23 protein-coding genes are annotated in these 26,780 nt (G+C 71.2%); 3 read left to right on the forward strand and 20 right to left on the reverse strand.

Annotated elements, in window-relative coordinates:
• Window positions 1-11 precede the first annotated feature (11 nt).
• The 17 genes from P6897_RS15000 to P6897_RS15080 form a co-directional block, all read right to left on the reverse strand.
• Complete coding sequence (locus P6897_RS15000; RefSeq protein WP_282501659.1) at window positions 12-1,505, reverse strand: aldehyde dehydrogenase (NADP(+)); 1,494 nt, start codon at window positions 1,503-1,505, stop codon at window positions 12-14.
• The gene (locus P6897_RS15005) at window positions 1,502-3,109 is read right to left on the reverse strand and encodes an FAD-dependent oxidoreductase (RefSeq protein ID WP_282501660.1); all 1,608 of its coding nucleotides are present in this window, start codon (window positions 3,107-3,109) and stop codon (window positions 1,502-1,504) included. The genes P6897_RS15000 and P6897_RS15005 overlap by 4 nt, the downstream gene beginning before the upstream one ends.
• Window positions 3,106-3,414: a (2Fe-2S)-binding protein gene (locus tag P6897_RS15010; protein WP_282501661.1), complete on the reverse strand. Its 309-nt coding sequence runs from the start codon at window positions 3,412-3,414 to the stop codon at window positions 3,106-3,108. Before P6897_RS15010 ends, P6897_RS15005 begins: the two co-directional genes overlap by 4 nt.
• On the reverse strand, window positions 3,411-4,577 hold the full coding sequence (locus P6897_RS15015; RefSeq protein ID WP_282501662.1) for an FAD-dependent oxidoreductase: 1,167 nt from the start codon (window positions 4,575-4,577) through the stop codon (window positions 3,411-3,413). Before P6897_RS15015 ends, P6897_RS15010 begins: the two co-directional genes overlap by 4 nt.
• Window positions 4,574-5,284 carry a GntR family transcriptional regulator gene (locus tag P6897_RS15020; protein WP_112617632.1) on the reverse strand — a complete coding sequence of 237 codons (711 nt, stop codon included), beginning with the start codon at window positions 5,282-5,284 and terminating at the stop codon, window positions 4,574-4,576. The genes P6897_RS15015 and P6897_RS15020 overlap by 4 nt, the downstream gene beginning before the upstream one ends.
• The gene (locus tag P6897_RS15025; protein ID WP_282501663.1) at window positions 5,281-6,258 is read right to left on the reverse strand and encodes an ornithine cyclodeaminase family protein; all 978 of its coding nucleotides are present in this window, start codon (window positions 6,256-6,258) and stop codon (window positions 5,281-5,283) included. Before P6897_RS15025 ends, P6897_RS15020 begins: the two co-directional genes overlap by 4 nt.
• Window positions 6,255-7,256, reverse strand: a complete 1,002-nt coding sequence (locus P6897_RS15030) for a proline racemase family protein (protein ID WP_274179465.1) — start codon at window positions 7,254-7,256, stop codon at window positions 6,255-6,257. Before P6897_RS15030 ends, P6897_RS15025 begins: the two co-directional genes overlap by 4 nt.
• Before the next feature lie 53 nt (window positions 7,257-7,309).
• Window positions 7,310-8,212 carry a dihydrodipicolinate synthase family protein gene (locus P6897_RS15035; protein ID WP_112617629.1) on the reverse strand — a complete coding sequence of 301 codons (903 nt, stop codon included), beginning with the start codon at window positions 8,210-8,212 and terminating at the stop codon, window positions 7,310-7,312.
• Entirely contained in the window at window positions 8,209-10,992 is a 2,784-nt protein-coding gene (locus P6897_RS15040) for a beta-L-arabinofuranosidase domain-containing protein (RefSeq protein WP_282501664.1), read from the reverse strand. The genes P6897_RS15035 and P6897_RS15040 overlap by 4 nt, the downstream gene beginning before the upstream one ends.
• Complete coding sequence (locus tag P6897_RS15045) at window positions 10,959-12,401, reverse strand: aminopeptidase P family protein (protein WP_282501665.1); 1,443 nt, start codon at window positions 12,399-12,401, stop codon at window positions 10,959-10,961. The genes P6897_RS15040 and P6897_RS15045 overlap by 34 nt, the downstream gene beginning before the upstream one ends.
• Entirely contained in the window at window positions 12,398-13,687 is a 1,290-nt protein-coding gene (locus P6897_RS15050; protein WP_274179469.1) for an alpha/beta fold hydrolase, read from the reverse strand. The genes P6897_RS15045 and P6897_RS15050 overlap by 4 nt, the downstream gene beginning before the upstream one ends.
• The gene (locus P6897_RS15055) at window positions 13,684-14,574 is read right to left on the reverse strand and encodes an ATP-binding cassette domain-containing protein (RefSeq protein WP_112617626.1); all 891 of its coding nucleotides are present in this window, start codon (window positions 14,572-14,574) and stop codon (window positions 13,684-13,686) included. The genes P6897_RS15050 and P6897_RS15055 overlap by 4 nt, the downstream gene beginning before the upstream one ends.
• Window positions 14,571-15,434: an ABC transporter ATP-binding protein gene (locus tag P6897_RS15060; protein ID WP_282501666.1), complete on the reverse strand. Its 864-nt coding sequence runs from the start codon at window positions 15,432-15,434 to the stop codon at window positions 14,571-14,573. Before P6897_RS15060 ends, P6897_RS15055 begins: the two co-directional genes overlap by 4 nt.
• Before the next feature lie 17 nt (window positions 15,435-15,451).
• Entirely contained in the window at window positions 15,452-16,450 is a 999-nt protein-coding gene (locus P6897_RS15065; RefSeq protein WP_282501667.1) for an ABC transporter permease, read from the reverse strand.
• Complete coding sequence (locus P6897_RS15070; protein ID WP_274179472.1) at window positions 16,447-17,421, reverse strand: ABC transporter permease; 975 nt, start codon at window positions 17,419-17,421, stop codon at window positions 16,447-16,449. Before P6897_RS15070 ends, P6897_RS15065 begins: the two co-directional genes overlap by 4 nt.
• Before the next feature lies 1 nt (window position 17,422).
• Window positions 17,423-19,120, reverse strand: coding sequence for an ABC transporter substrate-binding protein (locus P6897_RS15075; protein WP_269268297.1), 1,698 nt, complete (start codon window positions 19,118-19,120; stop codon window positions 17,423-17,425).
• Window positions 19,121-19,417: 297 nt separating this feature from the next.
• The gene (locus tag P6897_RS15080; protein ID WP_282501668.1) at window positions 19,418-20,563 is read right to left on the reverse strand and encodes a serine hydrolase domain-containing protein; all 1,146 of its coding nucleotides are present in this window, start codon (window positions 20,561-20,563) and stop codon (window positions 19,418-19,420) included.
• 180 nt (window positions 20,564-20,743) lie between these two features.
• On the opposite strand from P6897_RS15080, the gene P6897_RS15085 reads away from it, so the two are divergent.
• Both P6897_RS15085 and P6897_RS15090 read left to right on the forward strand, forming a co-directional pair.
• On the forward strand, window positions 20,744-21,052 hold the full coding sequence (locus tag P6897_RS15085) for a DUF2470 domain-containing protein (RefSeq protein ID WP_282501669.1): 309 nt from the start codon (window positions 20,744-20,746) through the stop codon (window positions 21,050-21,052).
• 71 nt (window positions 21,053-21,123) lie between these two features.
• A complete protein-coding gene (locus tag P6897_RS15090; RefSeq protein ID WP_112617619.1) occupies window positions 21,124-21,801 on the forward strand; it encodes a biliverdin-producing heme oxygenase in 678 nt (225 codons plus the stop codon).
• A gap of 9 nt (window positions 21,802-21,810) precedes the next feature.
• Here the strand turns inward: P6897_RS15090 and P6897_RS15095 are convergent, their stop codons facing one another.
• Window positions 21,811-23,190 carry an AAA family ATPase gene (locus tag P6897_RS15095; RefSeq protein ID WP_112617618.1) on the reverse strand — a complete coding sequence of 460 codons (1,380 nt, stop codon included), beginning with the start codon at window positions 23,188-23,190 and terminating at the stop codon, window positions 21,811-21,813.
• A 42-nt stretch (window positions 23,191-23,232) separates the two neighbouring features.
• Between P6897_RS15095 and P6897_RS15100 the strand changes: the two genes are divergently transcribed.
• Window positions 23,233-24,360 carry a hypothetical protein gene (locus P6897_RS15100; protein WP_282501670.1) on the forward strand — a complete coding sequence of 376 codons (1,128 nt, stop codon included), beginning with the start codon at window positions 23,233-23,235 and terminating at the stop codon, window positions 24,358-24,360.
• A 6-nt stretch (window positions 24,361-24,366) separates the two neighbouring features.
• On the opposite strand, the gene P6897_RS15105 is transcribed toward P6897_RS15100, so the two are convergent.
• A complete protein-coding gene (locus P6897_RS15105; protein ID WP_112617617.1) occupies window positions 24,367-26,343 on the reverse strand; it encodes a cytochrome c oxidase assembly protein in 1,977 nt (658 codons plus the stop codon).
• 121 nt (window positions 26,344-26,464) lie between these two features.
• Window positions 26,465-26,752: an HU family DNA-binding protein gene (locus tag P6897_RS15110; protein ID WP_036304753.1), complete on the reverse strand. Its 288-nt coding sequence runs from the start codon at window positions 26,750-26,752 to the stop codon at window positions 26,465-26,467.
• Window positions 26,753-26,780: the final 28 nt, after the last annotated feature.

Here is a 26,780-nt window from a genome sequence, read left to right on the forward strand (position 1 = left end):
GCAGGGGCGGTTCAGGGCTGCAGGATGCCGTCGACGCGGCGGGGGATGCCGAGCGGGTTGGCCTCCTGCAAGGCGGCGGGCAGCAGCGCCTCGGGCACGTTCTGATACGCGACCGGCCGCAGGAAGCGGGTGATCGCGGCGGTTCCGACCGACGTCGTCCCGACCGCTGTCGTGGCGGGGTACGGGCCGCCGTGCTGCTGCGCCCACGTCACGGAGACACCGGTCGGCCACTGGTTCCACAGCACGCGGCCGGCCTTCGTCGCGAGCACCGGCAGCAGCTCGGCCGCCACCGCGTCGCCCTCCTCGGCGACGATCGTCGCGGTCAACTGACCCTCGAGCAGCTTCGCGACCGCAACGAGCTGGGCATCGTCGTCGTACTCGGCGACGAGGGCCGCCGGCCCGAACATCTCCGACACGAGGGCGTCGGGGTCGGCGATCACCGCTGCGGCGGTCGTCCGCAGCAGGGCGGGCGCGGGCGGCGTGTCGCTGTCCGACGAGGGAGCCCCGACGAGCACGTCGACCCCGTCGTGCTGCGCGGCGCCGTCGAACGCCCGGCGGAAGCCCGACGCGATCGAATCGTTGAGCAGCGGCGCAGGCCCCGGCAGCACGATCGAGGCGAGCGCGTCGACGACTCCCGACCCCGCGGGCACGAGCAGCAGGCCGGGCTTCGTACACAGCTGCCCCGCGCTGCCGACGACCGAGGCGACGAACTGCTCGGCGATCTCCGCCGGCCGCGACTCGGCGGCACCGCGCGTGACGAACGCGGGGTTCACGCTGCCGAGCTCGCCGTAGAACGGGATCGGCTCGGGCCGCGACATCGCGATGTCGAACAGCGCGCGGCCGCCGGCGATCGACCCGGTGAAGGCGGCGGCACGGACCTCGGGATGCCGCAGCGCGTGCACCCCGGCATCCGTCCCGTGGATGACCGTGAAGATACCCGCGGGCGCGCCCGCCGCCGAGAGGGCCGCCGTGACGATCTCGCCGGTCAGCTGCGACACGTGCGGGTGGCCCGGGTGAGCCTTGAGCACGACGGCGTTCCCCGCCGCGAGCGCGCTGGCGGTGTCGCCGCCGGCGACGGAGAACGCGAAGGGGAAGTTGCTCGCCGCGAACACCAGCACCGTGCCGATGCCCTCGAGCTGACGCCGGATGTCGGGGCGCGGTGCCCCCATCGGATAGTCGGCGACCGCGTGGTCGATGCGCGCATCGAGCCAGGAGCCCTCGGCGAGCACCTCGGCGAACAGGCGCAGCTGGAACGTCGTGCGCTTCAGCTCGCCGCGCAGCCGCGCCTCGGCGAGATGCGTCTCACGGCCGGCGAGGAGCACGAGGTCGTCGGCACGCGCGTCGAGCCCGTCGGCCACCGCGCGCAGCGCCTCGCCCCGGACGGCGATCGACGCCGCTCGCCAGGCCGATGACGCCTCGGCGGCGAGCCCGACGAACGCGTCGACCTCGGCGATCGGGGTGTCGGCGACGGGCGTCGCCGTGGCGGGGGATGCTGCGGTGGTCATGAGCGTTCCTTCCGGGGAGAGAGGTCTGCGGAGTCGGGGAGGTCTGCGGGGTCGGTGACGTCTGCGGGGTCGGCGGCGGCGGTGAACCCGGCGGGACCGGCGAAGCCCGCGAGGTCGGCGGAACCCGGGGGCTCGGCCTGCGCCGCGGGCTCGGCCAGCTCGGCGAGATCTGCGACGCGGAGGGGCGTACCGATCGGCCGGCGCACGAGGGGCTCGACATCGGCGGCCCGCCGGGGACGTCCGGTCTCCTGGCCGACGAGGCACGAGAGCGCGAAGCCGCACACGCGCCCCTGGCACATCCCCATTCCGGGGCGCGCGGTCACGCGCACATCCCGGGCGTCGTCGGCGGCGAGGTCGGTCACCGTGTCGCGGACGGCCGAGACCGGCACCTCCTCACACCGGCAGACGAGGGTGTCGTCGCGGAGCCAGGTCGCCCACTGCTCGGGCACGGGGCTCGCCCGATGCATCCCGACCGCGAAGCTCCGACCGCGCGCGATCCGCCGCCGCAGACGCCGGGCCGATGCCATCGGCACCGCGAGACCCGCGTCGACGGCCGCCGCGAGGGCTGCCAGCTCACCCTCGGCGCACGACTGCACGGCGCCGCCGATGCCGGTCGCCTCGCCGGCTGCGTAAAGACCGGGAACACTCGTGCGCTGGTCGCCGTCGACGACCGCGACGAGCGACCCGTCGACGTCGATCCGGGTCTCCGCCCCGGCACCGACCACGAGCTCGATCTGCGGGGTGAAGCCCCAGCCGAAGGCGACGAGATCGATGTCGAGGGTGCGCTCCGTCCCCGGACGCACGCGCCCGGCGGCATCCACCCGGGCGATCGTCGCGCCGGTCACTCGCCCCTCCCCCGCGACGGACGTCACGATCGTGCGGGTGCGGAGCGGGATGCGTTCTCGGACGAAGGTCGTCGCATAGCCGACCCCTTCGATGAGCTTGCCCGGCTCCTGCAGCGCCCGCAGCGGCGTCGCGGCCCAGCGCGACAGCGCGTTCGCCTCGCAGACGGCCACGACCTCGACGCCCGCTCGCGCGAGTCCCGCCGCCACCGACAGGAGGAACGGCCCGGTTCCCGCGACGACGGCGCGACGGCCGGCCGCGACCTGGTTCGCCTTCAGCATCGCCTGCACGCCGCCGGCGGCCATGACGCCGGGCAGCGTCCAGCCCGGCACGGGCAGCTGCCGGTCGTAGGCTCCGGGCGCGAGCACCACGCGCTCGGCGCGGATCGCGCGATCGACCGCTGCCGCGGCATCCATCCCGGTCACGGCGGTCGTCCGCAGCAGGAACCCGCCGGCCGCCTCGCGGTCGATCCGCCACACCTGCCGGCCGGCGCGGTGGACGACGCCTCCGGCCTCGATCTGACGCCGCAGCCGATCGCGCAGTCCGCGATAGTGCTGCCAGTGGTGGTGCCCCGTGTGCTCGGGATCGGCGAAAGCACCGAGGTGCCGTTCGTCGGGATGCCGCCAGTACTGGCCGCCCGTTTGCGTGCCCGCGTCGACGAGGACGACCCGCAACCCGGCCTCGGCCGCAGTGACGGCCGCCGACAGGCCCGCCGGTCCGGCCCCGACGACGGCGAGGTCGGCGCGATTCTCGACGCTCACGGCTCAGCCCCCTCCGGCGCGGGCAGCGGCAGGGGCGCGTCCGGATTGTCGCTGCGGACGTCCTGCCCGGCCCGTGCGGGCGTGACGCAGGCGCGCTGCGAGCGCTGTCCATCGACGCTCAGCAGGCAGTCGTAGCAGACGCCGATGCCGCAGAAGAGCCCGCGGGGCTCGCCGCTCCCCCGCGTGGCCCGCCACGAGACGACGCCGGATGCCGCGAGCGCGCCACCCACGGTCTGGCCGGGGCGGAACGGCACCGGCGCCCCGTCGAAGCGGAAGGTCTCGCCGCTCGTGATGTCCGCGCTCATGCCGCGACCCGCTCCGCGAAGCGCTCGGGCCGGAAGGCGTCGAGCGGCAGGTCGGTCGGCTCGCCGCGGAGCGCCTGCACGATGAGGGCGGCCGTGCCAACGGAGAGTCCGATGCCCGCGCCCTCGTGCCCCGCGGCGTGCCAGAGACCCGGAAGCCGGGCGTCGGGACCGATGACCGGCAGGTGGTCGGGGCAGTACGGCCGGAAACCCGAGTAGGTGCGAAGGATCTGCACGTCGGCGAGCACCGGGAACAGCTCGGCGCCCGCGCGCGCGACGCGTCCGACGGCTTCGGCCGAGAACGACGTGTCGAAGCCGACGCGTTCGCGGCTCGCCCCCATGAGGATCGTGCCGCTCGGCGTCCCCTCGACGACCGAAGAGACCTGGAGCCCCGCATCCGACGACGCGACGTTCTGCACGTACTCGGCCGCGTACACCTTGTGCCGCACGGTCACCGGGACGGGCTCGGTCACGAGCACGAAGCCGCGCCGGGGCAGGACGGGCAGCTCGAGCCCGGCGAGCGTGGCGATCTCGCCCGCCCATGGCCCGGCGCAGTTGACGACGACGCCCGCGTCCATCGCGCCCGCGGAGGAATCGATGCCGATCGCACGTCCGGCGCGGGTGCGGATGCCGGTGACCGTGACGCCGGTCAGCAATCGGGCGCCGCGGTCGCGGGCGAGCCGCAGCAGATGATGCGCGGCGAGCACGGGCTGCACCTGGGCGTCGTCGGGGTAGTAGACGCCACCGGCCATCGCGGGGTTCAGGTACGGCTCGATGTCGTGCAGTGCCGCGATGTCGGGGACGTCTTCGGCCCGGATGCCGAGCGAGCGCTGATGTTCGGCGAGCGCGTCGAGGGCCGTCTTGCCGCCCTCGCTCGCCGCGACGACGAGTCCGCCTTTGGCCTCGAACTCCCACCGCGCCGCGTGTTCGGCGAGCTCACCGCGCCAGATGCGCTGCGAGTGGAGAGCGAGTTCGAGCTCGGGTCCGACCTCCTTGTCCGAGACGAGGAGGTTGCCCTCGCACCGGCTCGTCGTGCCGGCCGCGATCGTTCCTCGCTCGACGACGGTCACCGAGAACCCGGCCTCCGCCGCCGCACGGGCGACCGCCGCGCCGACGATGCCCGCGCCGATGACGAGGACGTCGGGATTCCCGGGACGTTCCGTCACGTGCCGACACCGCCGTCCGCGACATCCGAGCGTGCGGGGGCTTCGCCCGACCAGTCGGTCAGCACGTGCTCGATGTGGCGGTGGACGAGGTCGCGAGCGCCCGCGGCATCGCCCGCCTCGATCGCGTCGAGCATCAGGTCGTGCTCGTGGGCCGAGGCGACGAGCCGCCCCTGCTCGTGCAGGTTCGCCAGACCGAACAGGCGCGTCTGCGAGCGGAGCCCCGCGACGAGGTCGACGAGCCGGGCATTACCGGCGTACTGCAGCAGCGCGAGGTGGAAGTCGCTGTCGGCGGCGAGGTATTCCACCAGGTCACCCGATTGGGCGCCCGCGACGATGTCGGCGGCCTTGCGCCGGAGGTCCGGCAGCGCCGAGGCCGGGATGAGCGGGGTCGCGCGCTCCATGGCGGGCGGCTCGAGCATGAGGCGCAGTTCGGTCACCTCGCGGAGGTCGCGCTCGGACACCTCGGTGATCTGGAAGCCGCGATTGGGGATCGTGACGACGAGACCCTCGCGGGCGAGGTCGAGCATCGCCTCGCGGATGGGCGTGGCCGAGACGCCGAACTGCTCACCGAGGCTCGGCGCCGAGTACACCCGGCCGGGCTGCAGCTCGCCGCTGATGACAGCGGCGCGGAGCGCACGCGTGACGGTCGAGCGGATGCTGGGCTGCTTGTCCAGCCGGACCACGTTGCGGAACTCGGGCGTGCTCATGTCGTCTCCTCCGATGCGGACCCCCGCCGCATGACCTCCATGATCCCCTGCACGACGGCGAGGTCTTCCCAGGCCATGCCGACGCCGGTGTACACGGCGGGCGCTCCGGGCCGGCGTGAGACGCGGCCCGAGACCAGCTCGGCGAGGTTGGCGGGCTCGGCGAGCGGCGCGCCGCCAGCCGCGCCCGCGAGGTTGCCGCTCTCGCGCCGGGCCGAGGCACGGGCCTCGACGACGACATCGGCGGCCCGCACGAGGTCGGCGCCGAGCTCACGGTGATCGAGCCCGTGCGCCCCGACGGCGGCGACGACGGCGCTCGGCGCGATGTCTCCCAGATCGACGACCGGCGTGCTCGAGGAGGTCGCGGTGACGACGACATCCGCGTCCCGTGCAGCCGCGAGCGTCCCGGCGTGGGCATCGATACCCCGCTCGCGAAGGGTCACGACGGCATCCTCCACCCGTTCGGGCGTCCGCCCGATGATCGTCACGTCGCCGACCGGCAGGATCGCCGCGAGCGTCGTCGCGTGCTCGATCGCCTGGGGACCCGACCCCAGCACCGCGAGACGGTCGATCCGCCGCCGGGCACCGCGCGGGTCGGCGGCGAGCAGGTCGCGGACGGCGACGGCGGTGACCGCGGGCGTCCGCAGCGTCGTCAGCCGCGTGCCGTCGACGATCGCCGCAGGCTGCAAGGTCTCGCGATCGAACACCAGGTACCAGGCACTGATCTTCGGCAGCCCGAGCCGGGTGTTGCCGGGCGCGATCGTCGCCACCTTGATGCCGACGGCATCCGGTGACTCCGACGGCATCAGCAGGAAGTCGCCCGCCGTCAGCGGCGCGAAGATCCGTTCGTGGTCGGCCTCGACGTCGAGCCCCGATCGCAGCGCCGCATCGATCGCCTCGACGGCCGCGGCCGGCGTCATCGCGCGCTCGATGTCGGCCGCCGAGACGACGGGCACGCCGACCGATCCCGCGCTCACAGGACGAACCCCTCGGGGAACGGATCGCTCGGGTCGAGCATGTACTGCGCCGTGCCGGTGACCCACGCGCGGCCGGTGATCGTCGGGATCACCGCCGGGATGCCGGCGACCTCGGTCTGCTCGACGAGGCGACCCGTGAAGGCGGTGCCGATGTACGACTCGTTGACGAAGTCGGTGTGCAGCGGAAGCTCGCCGCGGGCGTGGAGCTGCGCCATGCGCGCGCTGGTGCCGGTTCCGCAGGGCGACCGGTCGAACCAGCCCGGGTGGATGGCCATCGCGTGCCGCGAGTGCCGCGCGGTCGATCCGGGCGCTTCGAGATAGACGTGATGGCAGCCGCGGATGGTGCCGTCGACCGGATGAACGGGGCTGTCGGCCTCGTCGACCGCCGCCATGATCGCCAGCCCCGCGCGCAGCAGGTCGTCCTTGCGCGACCGGTCGAACGGCAGACCGAGGTCGTCGAGGCGCACGATCGCGTAGAAGTTGCCGCCGAACGCGAGGTCATAGGTCACCGCACCGAACCCCGGGACGTCGACCGTGCGGCCGAGCCCGACGGCGAACGAGGGCACGTTGCGGATGGTGACCCGCTCGGCATGGCCGTCCGACACCGCCACCTCGGCGACGACGAGTCCCGCGGGGGTGTCGAGCCGGATCGTCGTGACGGGCTCGACGACGGGCACCATGCCGGTCTCCACCAGCACGGTGGCGACCCCGATCGTGCCGTGGCCGCACATCGGCAGGCATCCCGACACCTCGATGTAGAGCACGCCGAAGTCGGCATCCGGCCGGGTGGGCGGCTGCAGGATCGCACCGCTCATCGCGCTGTGGCCCCGCGGCTCGTTCATGAGCAGGCGTCGCAGCCCGTCGTTCTCGGCCATGAACCGCTGCCGCCGCTCCTCCATCGTGGCGCCGGGCAGGGTGCCGACGCCGCCGACGATCACCCGTGTCGGCATCCCCTCGGTATGGGAGTCCACGGCGTGGAAGACGCGCTTCGTGCGCATGAAGGAGCCTTTCGATCGTCGGCGGCGGGTTCAGCGGGCGCGGATGCCGCGGGTCAGCGGTAGCCCTTGCTCAGCACGGCCTCGGTGTCGGCGATGATACGCGCGGCCACCTCGTCGGGCAGAGCCAGCCGCGGCGGACGCGTCGTCGTGCTCGTCAGCACGCCGGCGACCTGCTGCGAGAGCTTGATCGCCTGGACGAACCAGGTCTTCGAGTCCCAGCGCAGTAGCGGGTGCAGGTCGCGGTAGATCTCGCGCGCCCGCACCCAGTCCTGCGGATCGTCGGAGGTGGAGAGCGTGTAGAGCTCGACCGTCGACGCGGGGATCGCGTTGGGGTAACCGGCGACCCAGCCCACGGCGCCGTTGAGGCCCAGCTCGAACACGACGTCATCCGACCCGATCGAGATGTCGAGGCCGGGCGCGAGCTCGCGGATCTCGTAGGCGTGACGGACGTCGCCCGAGAACTCCTTGACCGAGACGATGAGCCCCTCGGCGAACAGCCGCGCGAGCAGGTCGGGACGCAGGTCGACCTTCGTGTCGATCGGGTTGTTGTACGCGAGGATCGGCAGGCCGACCGCGGCGACCCGGCGATAGTGGTCGACAACCTCGTCGTCGCTCGCCCGGTAGGCGTTGGGCGGCAGCAGCATGACGGCCGGCGCGCCGTTCTCGGCGGCGTGCTCGGCGAAGCGCACGCTCTCGAGCGCGCCGTAGGCTCCGACGCCCGGGATGACGGCGGCGTCGGGCGCGGCCTCGACGGCGGTGAGGAAGACGCGCTTGCGCTCCTCCTCAGTGAGCGTCTGATACTCGCCGAGCGAGCCGTTGGGGATGATGCCGGTCACGCCGTTCTGCGTCGTGAAGCGCACGAGCTCGGCGTAGGCGTCGTAATCGACGGACAGGTCGTCGTGGAACGGCAGCGTGGTCGCGAGGTTGACGCCGTGCCAGGGCTTGCGGTCGGTCATGAGTCGTTCTCCGATCTGGCGATATCAGGCGCCGATTTCAGTGCAATTGCAATGGTATCCATTTTCGAGGCGGGCGGAAGCGTGATCCGGCGACGGGCCTCCTCATTCCCGGCGCGGTCGGTCGCGGCGAACTCGATCACCTGCTCGTGGTCGGTGAGCGCTCGCACGAAGGCCTCCTGGAACGTCGCCCAGAAGGTGCCCTCGCCTTCCCAGCGGATGGCATCGACGCCGGAGACGTCGTCGGCCGCGATGAGGGTGATCTCGACGGCGGCGCCGAGCTGCTTCACCCGAGCCTCGCTCCGCGGCGGCTCGGTGTCGATCGCGAGTTCGCGTCGTACGGCACTCGACCGCCCGTCGGCATCGACCGCGCGCGCCGCGAGGCGCACCACACCCTCGCGATCGACGACGACGGGACCGTCGACCGCGCGCCAGGGGCCGTCGTCGATGCGCAGTTCGAGGCGCAACCGGTCGCTGGTCACGCCGGCGGCCCGCACCTCGACGGTCGGCGGGGCGGTGAACCAGCCCGAGGCCGCCGGCGCGGGTGAGACCACGATGTCGACGGTCGGCGGCATGACGGCATCCGGCGTCGTGGTGAGCGCCCCGACGAAGTCCCGGGCGCGGCGCGCGGCATCCGCGGTCGCGGCCGACGCGCCGCCGATCCCGAGGCCGGCGTCGAGCCCCGCGCCGATGACGGCCCGCGCCTCGGAAGCACTCACGAGCGAGTCCGCCATCCCGATGCGGCACACCGCGACGAGGCGGTCGAGCAGCTCGGCGTCGTCCTGCGGCGCGGGCTCGGCCCACAGGGCGTCGATCAGTGTGGTCCCGTCGGCGCGCCGCCGAGCAGGGACCCCCGTCTCGACGCCGGCGAATCCGATCGTGCGGTCGTCGGCTCGCGAGTACAGGTGGTACCGCTCGTCGGAGCCGTTCCAGACCGGTTCGTGGCGAAGCCCGGCGATCGATACCGCGCCGGTCGCGGCGAGCGCCGCGGAGACATCGTCGAGGTCGGCTCGGGTCGCGCCTCCCGGCATCCGACGCGCATCCCACGCTCGCTCGATCGGGGTCGTCGACTCGTCGCGGGCGACGAGCGCATGCGGCCCGTACCTCAGGCTGCGCAGCCCCGGGTCGTCGATCGCCGGCTCGGACCGAAGCACGGCGGGCAGGGTCAGCTCGATGCGCTCATCGCCCCGCCAGGTCCGGTCGATGGTGACGAAGCCGCCCGGCGCGGCATCGACGTCGACCCGATGTCCGTCGACGGCGACCTCGGCCCCGCCGGCCACCCAGTCCGGGACACGAAGATGCACCGCGAGCCGCACGGGACGGCCGGCCGTCGTCTGCACCCGGAGGGTGACGCGATCAGCGAAGGGATGCTCCTGGTCGACCTCGACGCTCACGCCGCGCTCGTCCCAGCGAAGCTCGGCGGGCGTGTAACGGGCGACCCACAGCGCGGGCTCCGCGCCGGTGTCGCGGAAGAAGATCCCGGTCTGGTGACCCACGTGGTTCTCGAGCCCGGTTCCGCCGCAGCACGTGCCGACGTTGTCGTACTCGGGCAGCGCCCCGGCGTGCACCGGGAACATGTACGTCACCTCGGGGCTGTCGTCGGAGTCGACCGCGCGCCGCGAGCCGAGGATGTGGTTCTGCCGCGCCCGCTCGGCGTAGTCGAGGAAGCGCGGCGCGAGCGTATGAGTGAACAGCGCCTCGGCGAGCTTGACGAGGTTGTAGGTCGCGCACGTCTCCGCGTTGCGCCGGCCGATGTCGCCGGCGACCGTGCGCGGCGGGCCCCAGAGCTCGTTCTCCCCGGTGCCGCCGTGCGCGTACATCCGCCCCGGCACGACCTGGTCGAAGACGCCGATCGCGGCGGCGAGATATCGGCGTTCGCCGGTCAGTTCGTACTCGCGCACGTAGCCGACGAGCTGAGGCAGGTGCTGGTTGGCGTGCATGCCGTCGAGGATGTCGTGGCCCGACGACCCCGCCTCGAGCAGGTCTCCCTGATCGAACGCTCGCGCCGCCGCGAGGAAGCGCGGCTCGTCGACGATGGCGCTGAGCCGCGCGAGGGTCTCGTTCATGCCGCCGAACTCGCCCGCGATGTAGAGCGACCACATGCGCTGGCGGTGGTCGTGATCGAGCTTCTCGAGTCGCCCCGAGATCCAGTGCGCCATGCCCGTGACGACCTCGAGCGCCTGCTTGTTGCCCGCGAGCTCGTACGCGTCGAGCAGCCCCGCCATGAGCTTGTGACAGGTGTAGTACGGCGCCCAGATCTCGCCGTAGGGGGCGAAGTGCTCCAGCCGCGCGAACTGCCACTCCCCCGAGGCGAAGAGCAGCCCCGGGTGCGAATATCGCCCGGTGGCGGCGAGCGCCTGCTGCACCTCGGCGAGACCGCCCACGAGCTCGTCGACCCGCGAGCGCAGCTCGTCGTCGTCCTCGCCCGCGGCGGCCAGCGCGAGCATCGAGAGGAAATGGCCCGCGTAATGGCCGCGCAGCAGGTTCGCCGTCTGCGCGGTCTCACGACCGGGATAGTCGTACTCGCCCCACGGCTCCTCCGCCGGATGGCCGAAACCCTCCCACGCGCCCGGGGGCTCCGCGCCGCGGGTGTCGAGCCCGGCACCCGCCCGGAACACCGCGAGGAGCCGGTCGATCGGGTAGACCCGGGCGAGGTGCAGCATGCGGTCACGGGCCGGCGCGAACGCGCTCGTCGGCTGCAGTCGCACCGCCCCGTAGGGAAACGGCAGCGCGCGGGGTGCGGCATCCGTCATCGCTCGCCCGTCCACTGCGCGCGCGTCCACGCCTCGACCTCGGCGGCGGAGATCGGGAGCGCCGCCGACAGCACCTCCGAGCCCGAGTCGGTCACGAGCACGTCGTCTTCGAGGCGCACGCCGATGCCGCGCAGCTCGGGCGGCAGCGTGAGGTCATGCGCGTGGAAGTACAGGCCCGGCTCGACGGTCATGACGACGCCCGGCTCGAGCGCCGCGCCCATGTAGTCCTCGTAGTGCGCCTGACTGCAGTCGTGCACGTCGAGACCGAGGTGATGGCCGATCCCGCAGGCGAAGTATCGCCGGTGCTGCTGGCCCTCGGGCGACAGGGCCTCGTCGACCGAGACCGGCAGCAGCCCCCAGTCGTGCAGGCCCTGCGCGACGACCTCCATCGCGGCGAAGTGGAAATCGAGATACGCCACGCCCGGGCGGATGCGGTCGAGTCCCGCGCGGTGCGCCTTCTCGACCAGGTCGTGCACCGCACGCTGGGTCTCCGAGAACGTACCGCTCGCGGGAACCGTGCGGGTCACGTCGGCGGTGTAGAGCGACCGGGCCTCGACGCCCATGTCGAGCAGCAGCGCGGCATCCGGCACGACGTCGCCGTCGCATCGCACCCAGTGCAGGATCGGCGCGTGCGCTCCCGACCCGACGATCGTGGAGTAGCCGGGCCCGTTCCCGAACGTGCGGGCGTGCCGGTCGAACGTCCCCTGCAGCCACCGCTCGCCGAGGCCGTCGGCGATGGCTCGCGGCACCTCGGCCACGACAGCACCGAACCCGGCGACCGTGGCGTCGACGGCCGCGCGGAGCTGCCCGATCTCCCACTCGTCCTTCACCATGCGCAGGCGGGCGAGCGCACGTTCGAGCTCGGCCGACACCTCCGCGCCGACCTCGGCGGCGAGCGCGGCGGCCGAACGCGCGGCCGAGGCGCCCCGCAGCTCGGAGTGGCGGCGCTCCAGCGCAGCGAGAGGCTCGACGGTCATCCCCAGCGCGTCGGCCCACTCCGGCAGACCGGCAGACGGGCCGACCCAGAGTTCGCCGTGGTTCGCATCCGAGAAGAACCCGGCATCGCCGGGGCGGAACGGCGGCGGCAGGTACAGCACGGCGTCGTGTCCGCCGGCGGCGGGCCACAGCACGATCACGGCGCCCTCGACCTGGCACGCCGTCAGCCAGACGAAGCCGCTGTCGGCGCGGAAGCCGTAGTGCGCGTCGTCGTTGCGGACAGGCGCGTGCCCCGCCGCAGCGACGATCACGTGCCCGGGAAGGGCGGCGCTGAGGCGATCGCGATGAGCGGATGCCGCGGCCGCGGCGCCCGCGGGCAGGTGCGGTCTGGTCGGCACGTCGGCCCAGTCGCGCGAGACGAACTCGGTGAACGCCGGTACCTGCGCGAGGCGCGGGTACCGTGTGCCGGCGTAGGGGGGACGGGTGGTGTCGGCAGCGGTCATCGCTTCTCTCCTCCGCGGTCTCGGACCAGCTCGCGCAGTCGCGTGAACGTGCGACCGGAGCCGATGCCGTCGTGCTCGAACTCGTTCGTCACCCACGACTGGGCGTTGCCGATGCGCGACAGCGTGTCGAGCTGCAGCCCGGCATCGACGTACATGTCGTCGAAGTACACCGCCGCCGCGAGCGGCACGTCGTTCGCGGCGAGCCGGTCGAGGTCGTACAGCGGCGTCCAGGAGGCACGGCCGGCCAGCGCGTGGACAGCATCCCGGAATCCGCGCAGCAGACGCACCTCGTCGAACATCCAGGGGAAGGCCATCTCGCCCGTGAACAGCAGCGGCCGCCGGTCCTCGTCGAACTCGGGACGACGGTCGCGCTCGGCCTGCGCCGCCCACGCGGTCGGCCCGCTGGCCGGGTCGCCGTAAATCGATTCCTGCAGGGTCCAGAACAGCGGGTTGCCGGCGCTGGAGCTGAGCGACTGCACGTCGGCGAGGAACGCCTCCGACAGCCGCCCCGGCCGGGCGAACGCCTTCTCGACGAGCCAGTGCAGGCGCTCGTGGCCGGGCTTCATCCCGAGGTCGATCCCGAGCGACTGGAAGCGGCGCACGGTCAGCACGTCACCGTCCGGGAGCCTCACGTCGCCCTCGGCGAGCCGGTCGGCGATGCGCGCGATCGCCGTGGCGTCCTCGGGGAATCGCCGGTACAGCTCAGCCGTCTTCGCCGCGACGCGGTCGAAAGTGCGGGCATAGACCTCGGCCGCGCGCGGCGGGGTGCCGGGGATGCCGCCGCAGACGTAACAGGCCGTCAGCGCCTGGGGCGCGAGCGACAGATAGGTGAGGGTCAGGAAGCCGCCGTAGCTCTGTCCGAGAGTGGCCCATCGCCGACCGCCGAAGAGCGTCTCGCGCACGTGCTCGAGGTCGCGGACGATCGAGTCGGCCCGGTGGAGGGCGAGGAGGTCAGCGCCGGCCGCGGCGTCGAGCCCCGCCACGTCGACGGCTTCGAGGGGCGTGCTGCCCCCGGTGCCGCGCTGGTCGACGAGCACCACGCGATAGTCCCGCAGCGCCTCGTCGATCCATCCGTCTCGGCGCAGCGGCCGCGGGTTCGCCCCGCCGGGCCCGCCCTGCAGGAACGCGAGCAGCGGGAGGTCGTCGCGCGCGCGGTCGGGATCGACGAGCTCGCGGACGAGCAGCTCGATCGTGCCGGCCGCTGCTGTGCCGCCGCTCCAGTCGAGCGGGACGTCGATGCGACGCTCCGCGACGCGGATGCCGGGCAGGTGGTACTCGTTCGTCATGACGCCTCCGTCTGGGTATCGGATGCCGCGGCTGCCGCGCGGGCCCGGCGGGCCTTCTCGGCGGCGCGCCGGCGGCGGTCCCACTCGGGGTTGATGCGGGGCACCGCCGCGAGCAGCGTACGGGTGTACTCGTGCTGAGGGCTCTCGAAGACGCGGTCGCGCTCCCCCGTCTCCACGATGGAACCGCGGCTCATCACGGCGATGCGCGTAGCGATCTGGCGCACGACGGCGAGGTCGTGCGCGATGAAGAGGTACGCGAAGCCCTCGTCGCGCTGCAACGCGGTCAGCAGGTTGATGACCTGCGCCTGCACCGAGACGTCGAGCGCCGACACGGCCTCATCGCAGATCACCATCTTCGGGCCGACCGCGAGCGCCCGGGCGATTCCGATGCGCTGCGCCTGACCTCCCGAGAACTGCGCCGGATAGCGGTCGGAATGGTCGGGATTGAGCCCCACCCGGTCCATGAGCGATCGCGTGAAGGCGCGCGCCCCACCCGGGATCTTCCGGTTCTGATACCGCAGCGGCGCCGTCACGAGTCGCTCGACGGTGTGCTTGGGGTTGAGCGACGAATACGGGTCCTGGAAGATCACCTGCACGTCGCTGCGGAACGCCAGAAGATCGCGCCCCTGCAGGTGCGTGACATCCCGTCCCTCGAACTCGATCGTCCCCGCCGTGGTGTCCATGAGACGGGCGATCAGTCGCGCGGCGGTCGACTTGCCCGAGCCCGACTCGCCGACGAGCGCGAGGGTCTCGCCCCGCCGGATGTCGAGGTCGACGCCGTCCACAGCGCGGAAGCGACTGCTGCGCGAGAACATCGTCGCGCCGGGGCTCGCGAACTCCTTGACGAGGCCCGTCGCGCGGCACAGCGGCGCGGTCTGGTCGGTCATGCCGTCTCCTCCTCGATCTCGTTGTCCGGCACGATCGCGATGTCGGTCGTGCGCAGCTCGCCGATCGCGTCGTCGATGCGCGGCACGGCGTCGAGCAGTCGCCGCGTGTACTCCTCCTGCGGGTCGCTGAAGACCTCTTCGACGCTGCCCCTCTCGACCATGCGACCGGCTCGCATGACGACGATCTGCTCCGTCACCTCGCTGACGACCGCGAGGTCGTGGGTGATGAGGATGAGACCGGCGCCCGTGTCGCGACGGATCTCCGCGAGTAGGTCGAGGATCTGCGCCTGCACCGTCACGTCGAGGGCCGTGGTCGGCTCGTCGGCGATGATCAGCTCGGGCTCCATGCTGAGAGCCATCGCGATCATGATGCGCTGCCGCATCCCGCCCGAGAACTGGTGCGGGTAGTGGTCGACACGCTTCGCGGCATCCCGGATGTGCACCCGCTCCATCGCCTCGATCGCGACCCGCCGGGCCTCGCGACGCGAGACGCCCGACCGGTGCGAGCGGTACGCCTCGGCGATCTGCGTGCCGACGGTGTAATAGGGGTTCAGCGACGACAGGGGGTCCTGGAAGATCATCGCGATCCGGTCACCGCGGACCTGACGCATCTCCCGGCCGGGAAGGGTGAGCAGATCGCGTCCGTCGAAGGTGACCGAGCCCGTGGCGCTGCCTCCCTTCGGGAGCAGCCCCATGATCGCGAGGCTCGTCATCGACTTGCCCGAGCCCGACTCGCCGACGATGCCGAGCGCCCCGCCGCGCGGGATCGCGAAGCTCAGGCCGTCGACGACGCGGGCGGTGCCCCCGGCGGTGCGGAACTGCACCGTCAGGTCATCGACGCGCAGGAGGTCATCCGTCATCGGCATCCTTTCGCGGCTCATGCTTTCGCCGCCGTTCGCACGCGAGGATCGATCGCCGCGTAGAGCAGGTCGACGACGAGGTTGCCGACGATGACGAAGAACGCCGAGAGCAGCGTCACCGCCATGATGACCGGCTGGTCGTTCGACGAGATCGAGTCGGCGGTGAGCTTTCCCACGCCGTTGATGCCGAACACGGTCTCGGTGATCACCGCGCCGCCGAGAAGGCCCGCGACGTCCATCCCGAAGATCGTCACGATGGGGGTCAGTGCCGGGCGCAGCGCGTGGCGACGCCACACCAGGCTCGGCCGCAGCCCCTTCGCGTGCGCCGTGCGCACGAAGTTCTCCTGCAGGGTGTCGATCACGTTCGCTCGCGTGAGCCGCGTGTAGACGGCGGCATATCCGACCGCGAGCACGATCCACGGCATGAGGAAGTTCAGGAACCACTGCACCGGATCGTCGGCGAAGGGAACGGCCTGCGGAAACGGCAGCCAGGCGAGCGAGACGACGAGGACGAACTGCAGCGCGAGAGCGAGCACGTAGTTCGGGATCGACATCGACCCGAGCGTCAGCCCGGCGATGAACCGATCGGTGAACTTCCCCTCGCGCACCGCGCTGAGGACGCCCCCGACGACGCCGCCGACGAGCCAGAGCACCGCCGCCCCGATCGCGATCGTCGCCGAGATCGGCAGGCGCTGCACGATCATGTCGCCCACGAGCTGCCCGGTCTGGAACGAGTACCCGAGGCACGGGGCGCCGCACGCGACCGTCGCGCCCGCGATCTCGTACGCACGGCCGACGAACAGGCCCGAGAGGTACGTGAAGAACTGCGTGAGGAAGGGCTGGTCGAGCCCGAGGTTCGCCCGGATCTGGTCGATGCGCTCGGGCGTGCAGTTCTTGCCGCAGATCTGCACCGCCGGGTCGGGCGAGAGCACGAAGAAGATCACGAACGTGAACAGCGTCACGAGGAACAGCACCACGACCATGCCGGTCGCGCGCGAGAGGACGAAGCGGGTCACGCGCGCACCTCCGCGCTGCCGACGAGCGCGCGGATGCGGTCGCCCAGGGTCGTGAACGAGAGCACCAGGAGGAAGAGGAAGGCGCCCGGGATGAGGAAGTACATGGGATCGACGGCGTACCAGGGCGCCGCCGAAGCGATCATCTGACCCCAGCTGGGGGTCGGCGGCACGACGCCCACGCCGAGGAACGAGAGCCCCGCCTCGGTGCCGACGTAGCCCGGCACCGCGAGGGTCGCCATGACGATGATCGTCGACGAGAGGTTCGGCAGGATCTCGCGGAAGATGATCTGCACGCTCGACGCACCCGACGCACGAGCCGACTCGACGAACTCGCGCTCCTTGAGCGAGAGCGTCTGCGAGCGCACGATGCGGGCGAGGTAGGGCCAGCCGAACAGCGAGATCACGACGACGAGCAGCAGCACGCGATTGTCGGCGGGGAGCGCCGAGAGGATCGCGATCATGAAGATGAGCGCCGGGAAGGCCATGAGGAACTCCATGACCCGCGAGATGACCGTGTCGACCCAGCCGCCGAGGTAACCCGCCAGCATCCCGAACACGACTCCGAGCACCGTCGTCAGCAGCGTCGCCGAGAGGGCGACCGTCATCGAGACCTGGGCGCCGTAGACGATGCGGGCGAAGATGTCGCGGCCGTTGCCGGGCTCGACGCCGAACCAGTGCTCGGCGCTGATGCCGCCGAGCGGCCCGATCGGGATCGCGCCCATGTTGGGATCGATCGCGCTCTGGTCGAACTGGTAGGGCGACCAGCCGCTGATCTGGACGATGAGGGGAGCGAACACCGCCATGAGCAGCACGAGCACGATGTAGGCCAGCGACAGCATCGCGGGCACATCGGTGAGGAAGCCTCGGAGGAGTTTCCGGCCGGACGCCGGACGGGATTCCACCGACTCATCGAGAGTGGGATCACCGCCCGGCGTGGCCTCGACCTCGAGGGGGGCCGAACTGAAGGTCATGTCAGCCCTTCGAGGGGTCCTTCAGACCGACGATCGTGAGGTCGGTCATGTTGGTGTTGGGGATGTAGCCGGCGATGTTCGACCCCGGCAGGAAGATGCCGTTCTCGAACACCATCGGGGCGATCGGCGCGAGCTCCATGATCTGCTTGTCGAGCTCGCCCCACGCCTCGTTGGCGGCGTCCACGTCGGTCATCGCGCGGATCTCGGCGATCCGGTCGTTGACGGCCGCATCGTTGAGCTGGGCGAGGTTCTGGTTGCCCTTCTCGGTGATGCCCGCGCCGTCGAACAGCGGCGGGATGAAGGTGCTGGCGCTCGAGGCCCAGTCCGGGCACCACCCGGTGATCGCAGCGTTGTTCTGCTGCGACGGCGTCGCGATCGTCTCGTAGTAGATCGAGGTGTCGATGACGTTGAGCTTCACGTTCGCCCCGATGCGCTCGAGGCCCTGCTGCACCGCCTCGGCCTGCGCCTGCGCGACGGGGTTCGAGCGGATGTCGAGCGTGAACTCGAACCCGTCGCCGAGCCCGGCCTCCTCCAACAGCGCCATGGCCTCGTCGACGTCGCCGGTGTTGTCGTCGGAGGGGTACAGGTCGTAGTCCAGGTGACCGCTGACGGCGGGCGGAATGATCGTCGTCGCGACATCCGCCAGCTGATTCCCGCCCGAGGCGTTCTGGATGCTGGCACGGTCGAGCGCCCAGTTCACGGCCTGGCGCACGCGGACGTCGTCGAACGGCGGCTTCGACGTGTTGAGCGACATGTAGGTCGTGCAGTACGCGGGGGCGGTGATGGCACGCTCCTGCAGCTGCGGCGTCTGGATGCGGGGCAGCGTGGCGCCCGCGATCTTGCCCGCGATCGCGTTCTGGTCGGCGCCCTGACCGGCGATCATGCGCTCGTCGATCGTCGCGCCGTCGATGCCGATGTCGAACTGCCACTGGTCGGGGTACGCCTTGCGGACGTCGTCGGTCTCGGGCTCCCAGTGCTCGTTGCGCACCAGCTTGATGGTGCTGCCGGGGGTGTAAGCGTCGAGCGTGTAGGGGCCCGAGGCGATGACGTCGTTGATGAACTCGTCGCCGCCGCCGGAACCGATCGGGAAGGGCACGGCATTGGGCTGGGCGAGCACGTTGTCGAACTCGGGGAACGGGGCCTTGAGGTGGAAGACGATCGTCTTCTCATCCGGGGTCTCGATCGTCGGGAGGTCGCCCGAGACGTACGGGCCCTGGTAGTCCGCGGGCGCGTCGATCACGGACTTCAGGTAGGGCGAGCCGATGCCGATCTGCGGGTCCCACGCGCGAGAGATGCCGAACTCCATCTCGGCGGACGTGATCGGGTCGCCGTTGTCGAAGAAGAGGTCGTCCTTCAGCGTGTAGGTCCAGGTGAGTCCGTCGTCGGAGACCTCGCCGAGACCTGTCGCGAGGTCGGGCACGATGGCGTTCGGGTCATCCGAGTCGCCGGCGGCCTGCATCGTGAGGCCGCGGTAGAGCAGACGGTAGAACGCGTTGACGCCGCCGTCCCAGCCGCGGGCCGGGTCGAGGTACGAGAAGTCGGCGTTCTGGAGCATGTGGACGGTTCCGCCGGCCTGCGGCGTGCCGTCGGTGCCGGTCTGCTGCGGCGAACCGCCGCCGCCGGCGCCGCACGCCGTGAGGGCGAGTGCCATGGCCGTTCCCGCGGCGAGGATGCCGGCGAATCTCCTGGTGGTGGTCATCGGTGGACCTTCCCTTTCTCTGCTCCATTGCGTCGAGTGCTGTCCATAAAACAACATCACGGTGTAATGTGCAATTGCACGATCACGCTGCATCCGTTCTACCGAGTCGAGCGGGTCGGGGAGGGCGGTGTGACACGATCGTCACGAGATCCGGCCGTCTTTTCACACGCCCGAAACACGACGGGCGTCGGTCGCGGCGCGCGAGACTCGGAGAATCACGGCGATATCGGATGCCTTCGCGGCATCACTCCGACGCCGGCGACATCCTCCGACGTTCGCGAGGCAGCGCGGCCGCGGTCAGGGAAGCGGGCAGATCGCGACCGAGGCGAGGTCGCCGTCCATCTGCTCGGGCGTCCAAGGCAGACCCGCCGGTGGGGCGGTCTCTCCCGAGGCGGCGGGCGCCTTCGACGCGATCGCGGCGAGCTCCCATCCGAGCACGCGGATCGCCTCGGCCGAGGCGCGGGAGTTGTTCAGCACGGCGACGACGGTCAGGCCCGTCTCACGGTCGGCGAAAGCCGCGGTCTGATACCCGGGGATCGAGCCGTACTGGCCGATGAGGGTGCCCGCCTGGTACGCGCCGCCGTCGACGGTGTACCAGGTCGGAACGCCCTCTCCGACCGGGATGGGCGAGCCGAACCGCTGGTCGTCGTCGAACGAGCGCAGGCCGGTTGCGAGTGCGCGCGCGTACCGCCCCAGGTCCGCGGCCGTCGTGACGACGCCCGACGACGTGAATCCAGCCGAGGGAGACCACGCGGTGAGGTCGGCAGCCGTCGCGCAATCGGGCGCACCCTCGGGGGTCAGCACCGACTGCGTGCCGTGCAGGCCGACGTCGGCCTGCCGATCCGGCAGCGACGATCCGCCCATGCCGAGGGGCTCGAAGACGTAGCGCTGGAACAGCTCCGCGGCGGTGCTGTTCGCGGCCCGCTCGAGAGCCATGCCGAGGAGGACATATCCGGCGTCCGAGTTGGCGAACGACGTGCCGCCCGTCGGGCCCGAGGCGGCCAGCCCGTAGGCGAGGAGTTCATGCGGAGCCCACGGACGCGCGGGATTCGCTTCCCACCGGGCCTGCAGACGCGGCTGGTACGACCCGAGTCCCGATGTGCTGTCGCAGAGCTGCTCGAGGGTCACGACCGGGGTGGCGGGGAATCCGACGATCCACTCCGTCACGGGGTCATCGAGCTCGACGGTGCCGTCTGCGGCCATGCCGTAGAGCACGTCGCACGTCATCGCGCGCGTGACCGGGCCGGCTTTGAAGGAGTCGTCTGCGGTGACCTCGGTTCCGTCGGGGTTGGTGCCGAAGCCGGCCACCCACTCGCCCGACCACGGCACCCAGACGCCGGCGATCGCGCCGGCCGAGCCGGTCATCGCCATCGCGCGCTCGACCGCGGCGGTGAGCTGCGCCCGCGTGTCGCCACCGATCTCGCCGTCGACCTGCGGGGGCATCTCGACACTGCTGACGCTCGCCGGAGCGCACGCCGAAAGACCGAGCGCGAGCGCGACCGCAACGGCGATCCCTGCGCTTCGACGGCGTCGAGTCGCACGCATTCCTGAGCCACCCCCCGAGATGTATGCCTCCAGTGAAGCACACCGCTCCTGTGGAACCCGCGAACCTAGGGTGGACGCATGACACACGCTTTCGACGCCGACGCCATCTCGGGTGTGCTCGGTCACATGAACGACGATCACCGCGCCGACAATCTCCTCATCGTGCGCGCGTTCGGCGAACCGGATGCCGCGGCGGCGACGATGACGTTCTTCGACGGCGATGGCGGGGATTGGCAGGCGATTCGGGCCGACGGCGGCCCCCGGGAGCTCCGAGTGGCCTGGCCCGGTGGCCCGATCACGGAGCGTCGCGAGGTGCGCCGGGAGATCGTCGCGCTCTACGACGCCGCCTGCGAGCGCCTCGGTGTGGAGCCGCGCCCGCACGACTGAGCGTTACGAAGTCGTTAAGAGCTCGACGAAAAACCTTCAGGTTAGCTGTACCTAAGTGCTATCGTCGGGCCATGCTCGAACCGATCCCGTTCTCGACCGCTCTGCGCGAGCGGTCGAGCTCTGCGCACTCCGGCAGCGAAGGCGCCGGCTTCATGTCCGACCTCATGCGCGGCAAGGGCACGCGCGACGACTATGTCGCCCTGGTCGCGCAGCACTGGTTCATCTACGCAGCGCTCGAGGGCGCGGCATCCCGCATGGCGGCCGACCCGGTCGCCGCTCCGTTCATCAGCGAGAAGCTCACCCGGCTTCCCGCCCTCGAGGCCGACCTCGAGTTCCTCATCGGCCCGGACTGGCGCGAGCGGATCACTCCGCTGCCGACCACCGAGCGGTATGTCGCCCGCATCGACGAGGTCGGGGCCACCTGGGCCGGCGGCTTCGTCGCGCATCACTACACCCGGTACCTGGGCGACCTGTCGGGCGGGCTGTTCATCGGCAAGCTCATGGCCCGCCAGTTCGGGTTCGAGACCAACGGCATCGGGTTCTACATCTTCGGCGACATCGCCGATCCGGCCGCGTTCAAAGAGCGCTATCGCGAGCAGCTCGACGCCGCGCCGTGGGACGAGGCCGAGCAGCAGCGGGTGATCGACGAGGTGCTCGTCGCCTACCAGTTCAACACCGACCTGTTCACCGACCTCGCGCGGGCGAAGGACGCGGCCGCAGCGGCATCCGGGGCCTCCGTCGTGGCGTGACCCTGCCGGTCACATGCCGGCCGCGCGGACGGCGGCCATGAACCGCCGTACGTCGTGATCGACCAGGATGTCGCTGGGCCGGAGCGGCCGCGACAGGTAGAGCCCGTCGAGCGAGGTCAGGCGTGAGAGCGCCACGTAGGTCTGCCCCGGCGCGAAGGCACCCGATCCGAGGTCGACGATCGCGCGGTCGTAGGTCTTGCCCTGAGACTTGTGGATCGTCACAGCCCACGCCAGCCGCAGCGGGAACTGCGTGAACTCCGCGACGATCTCGCGCGTCAGCTTGCGCGAGCCGGGATCGTAGGCGTAGCGGAACCTCTCCCACACCGCGGGCTCGACGTCGTGCTCCTCGCCGTCGAGCTCGACGCGCACCGACGACCCCGCGATGCGGGTGACGGTGCCGATCGAGCCGTTCACCCAGCGGGGGCCGTCGCCGGCGTACCCCGCGACGTCGTTGCGGAGGAACATCACCTGCGCACCGACCTTCAGCTGCAGCTCGGGGTCGGCCGGGTACGACGTCTCGCCGCGGCCGAAGTCGCCGCTCACGTCGGCCTTCGCCGTCTGCACCGGGCCGGTGAGCGCGTCGAGGTGACGCTGGTTGATGCGGTTGACGGCGTCGTTGCGCGTGGCGAGCGTGATCACGGGAGGCTCGTCGCCGGTGGGCGGCGGCGGCGTGCGGGCTCCCGCCGCATTGAGCGCCGCGGCGATGTCGGCCGTGACGACGCCGTACCGCACGGCGTTCAGCATCTCCTTGAAGCCCGGGTCGGCCTGACGGTGGATCTCCCCCAGCTCCGCGATGTGCAGCGGGGCGCCGACCCGTCCGAGATCGAGCAGTCCGTCCGAGCGGATGGCGCCGGCCTCCGCCTTGGGCCCCGCCCACACCTGCGCGTCGAAGAACCAGAACGACCGGTAGTGGTCGCGGATGTATTTCAGCTCGTCGCCGCGGGGCGGCACCGGCGACAGCTGATACGGATCACCGAACATGACGATCTGCACACCGCCGAACGCCTCGGAGCGCCGTCGGCGCGCCTGCCGGAGCGACCGGTCGATCGCATCCATCACGTCGGCGTTGACCATCGAGATCTCGTCGATGACGAGCGTGTCGATCGCGTTCAGGATGCGGCGGGTCGGCTCGGACTGCTCCAGCTCGCTGTCAGCGACGAGACCGATCGGCAGCCGGAAGAGGGAGTGGATCGTCTGACCCTCGACGTTGAGTGCGGCGACCCCCGTCGGCGCGCAGATCGCGATCTGCTTGTCGGTGTTCCACGCCAGGTGCTGCAGCAGCGTCGACTTGCCGGTGCCCGCGCGTCCGGTGACGAAGACGTGGTCTCGGGTCGTCTCGATGCGTCGGAACAGCGCCTCCTGCTCAGCGGAGAGAGGCGGCAAGGTCACCGATTCATGGTAGCCACAGGTGAGCCTTCCTAGACTTGTGCTGTGCACGAGGGGCAGACGACTCCGGACGCCGCGATCGGCGACGATGAGTCGAGCGCGCCCGAAAGCGTGCGACGAACCGGACAGGGCCGGCGACGGGGCCGGCGACGCCTTGCTTTCGACCTCACCGCGATCGGGCTCCTCTCGGTGCTCGCCCTCGGCGCGCTCGGCGTCGGCGGTGTCGCGGTGTACCGCACGCTCTACAGCCCTGCGGCCTTCGTCGAGCGCTACCTGTCGCTGCTGAGCAGCGGCAGCGCCGCCGATGCGCTGCGACTGCCCGGCGTCGCCATGGACTCCGCCGAGCTCGCCGCGGCGGACCTGCCGTCGACGACATCCGAGGTGCTGCTGCGCCGCGCTGCCCTCGCACCGCTGTCCGAGGTCTCGGTCATCGGTGAGCGCGTCCGCGGCGACGTGACCGAGATCACCGTCACCTACCTCGCGAACGGTCATCGCGGCCGCACCCAGTTCGACGTCGAGCAGGACGGCTGGATCGGCGTCGCCCCGGCGTGGCGCTTCGCGCACAGCCCGCTCTCGGCGATCGACCTCACGGTGCGAGGAGCCACGCGGTTCTCCGTCAACGGCTTCGAGCTCGATACCCGGCAGGTCGCGCCCGAGGGCGTGGATGCCGACCCGCTCGTGCCCGTGTCGATGCTCGTGTTCTCTCCCGGCGCCTACTCCATCTCGGTCGACACCCCGACGGCACAGACGCCCGGAGTGGCCGTGCTCTCGGATGCCCCGCAGAAAGCCGTGCCGGTCGATCTGCAGACCGAGCCCACGCCGGAGTTCATCGAGGTCGTGCAAGACCGCGTCGACGAGTTCCTCGCCTCCTGCGCGACCCAGCAGGTGCTGCAGCCGACGGGATGCCCGTTCGGCTACTTCGTCCGCAACCGTGTCGAGGGCGCCCCGCAGTGGTCGATCGCACAGAACCCCGAGATCGAGGTCGTGCCCGACGGCGCGCAGTGGGCGATCCCGAGCACCCGCGCGGTCGCCCACATCGACGTCGACATCCGCTCGATCTACGACGGACGACTCAACGAGGTCTCGGAGGACGTCGAGTTCTTCCTGACCGGCAAGATCACGATCCTCCCCGACGGCACGGCATCCATCCAGGTGTCGGCCGACCAGGGCTGATCGGCGTCAGCGGCTGCGCGCGGCGTCTCGGCGGGCCAGCTCGGCGAGGCGCTCGTTGTACTCGTCGAGCTCGGTGTCGCCGGCTCGCTCGACCTGCCGGTCACGGCGGCGCTGCATCCGGTCGTCCGAGCGGCTCCACTGGATCGCGACCGTGATCGCGAGGATCAGCGTCGGGATCTCACCGACCGACCAGGCGACACCACCGCCGATGTACTGGTCCTCGAGCGGTGTCGGCCCCCACATGCGGCCCATCGAGCCGAACCACTCCGCGGCGAACAGGCCGGACGACATCATGATCGCCATGCCGAAGAAGGCGTGGGTCGCCATGACCGCGATGAGCGTGAGGAGGCGGAAGGGGTACGGCAGACGGTAGGGCACGGGGTCGATGCCGATGAGCGACAGCACGAACAGGTAGCCCGAGATCAGGAAGTGGGCGACCATCCACTCGTGCCCGATGTGGTCGTACAGCGTCCAGCGGAACAGGTCGGTGTAGTAGAAGACCCAGAGCGAGCCGACGAACATGACCGCGGCGAACGCCGGGTGGGTGACGACGCGCGAGAACGGGGTGTGAACGGCCCAGAGGATCCACTCGCGACCGCCGCGCGACCCGTCGTCCCGCTTGCGGATCGCGCGTGCGGCCAAGGTCACGGGAGCGCCCGCGACGAGGCACAGCGGGATGGCCATCGAGAGCAGCATGTGCCCGATCATGTGCAGGCTGAACAGGTAGTCCTGGTAGGCGTTGATGGGTCCGCTCGTGACCCATGCCAGCAGGAGCAATCCGAACACCCACAGCACGGTGCGGTACAGCGGCCAGCGGTCGCCGCGCTTGCGCAGGCGCCACACTCCGGCCAGGTAGAAGAAGAGACCGAACCCGACAGCGAAGACCCAGAGCAGGTCGACATCCCACATCGTGAACCAGCGGTCGATCGTCAGCTCGGGAGGCAGGACGGTGCCGGTCAGGATCTGGGCGGGCGTCTGCTGCTCGGGCAGGGTCGTGTCGACGGGCGGAGGGGTGCGGGCGAGGGCCGCGGCCGCGCCGCTCGCGATGCCCATGAAGACGATCTCGACGGTCACGAGCAGCCAGAACACCCGGGCGGCGCCCGACGAGGCGAGCTTGGTGATGAGCCGCCCGCGGTACGAGGCGCCCAGCACGCCCATGGCGATGAGCGCGACGACCTTGAGCAGCAGCAGCGCCCCGTAGGGAGAGAACAGGTTGGCGGGCGAGAGGATCGCGACGGCGGCGCGGACCGTTCCCGAGACCGCGACCACGATGAAGGCCGCGAGGGCGATGCTGGAGTACCGGGACACGACGGCGACCATGTCGGCACGGTCGACGACGGGCCGGATGATCACGAGCAGCAGCAGACCGCCGAGCCAGACGGCGGCGGCGACGATGTGCAGGGCGAGCGCGGTGACCGCGATGTTGTGGTTCGCCTCTTCGCCCGAGTGCCCCTGCGTCGCCATCGGGATGAGGGATGCGGCGGCGAGGATGCCGACGATCAGCGTCGAGGTCCAGCCGCGGACGGCGAACGTCAGCACCGTCAGCACCGCGCCCGCGATCGTCGTCAGCAGCCAGGCGCGCCCGGCCTCGGTGTCGACGAGGAACCGGCCGAGCTGCTGGCCGAACTCCGCGCTCGCGCTCGGAGCTGCGCCCAGGAGGTTCAGGAAGGTGAAGAACGCGGTGCCGGCGCTCGCGACGGTGAAGACCGCCGCCGAGATCGACGCGGTGTCGAGGGCCGTGTCGAACGGGCGCTCGCCCGCGCGCAGGGCGAACAGCGCCACGACGAGGGAACCGACCATGCCGGCTGCCGCCAGATTGACGACGAGCTTGATGATCGGCAGGCCCCAGCGCACGACCGGTCCCGGGTCGAGCAGCTGCAGCGGTGCGGCGCCGCCGCCGGCCGCGAGGCCGATGAGGACGACGATGAGGGCCGACACAGCGAGGATCGCCGGTCCGGCGAGACGCTGCGCTCGGGATTCCACCCCACCAGCCTACGGCGGCCGGGAGGTCTGAGCCTCGCAGGCGCGAGGTCCCCGGCGGGCGGGGCGGGAACGACGGAGGGGGACGCCGTGTCGGCATCCCCCTCCGGTGAATCGTCGTCGATTACTTGACGGCGGCCTTCAGCTTCGAGCCGGCGGTCACCTTGACGCGCTTGCCCGCGGCGATCTTGATCTCCTCGCCGGTCTGCGGGTTGCGGCCGGTGCGAGCGGCGGTGTCGACCTGCTCGAAGGCGATCCAGCCCGGGATCGAGACCTTGCTGCCCTTGGCGACGGCCTCGGAGACGGTCGTGAAGAGCGAGTCGAGCACGCCCGAGACGGCGGCCTGGCTCTGACCGGTGGCGCTGGCGATGCTCGCGACGAGCTCGGTCTTGGTGATGGACTTGTCAGCCATAGGGTTGTCCTCCAGACGGCGGACGACG

The sequence above is a fragment of the Microbacterium sp. BDGP8 genome (assembly GCF_029991045.1).
GTDB classification, from domain to species: domain Bacteria; phylum Actinomycetota; class Actinomycetes; order Actinomycetales; family Microbacteriaceae; genus Microbacterium; species Microbacterium plantarum.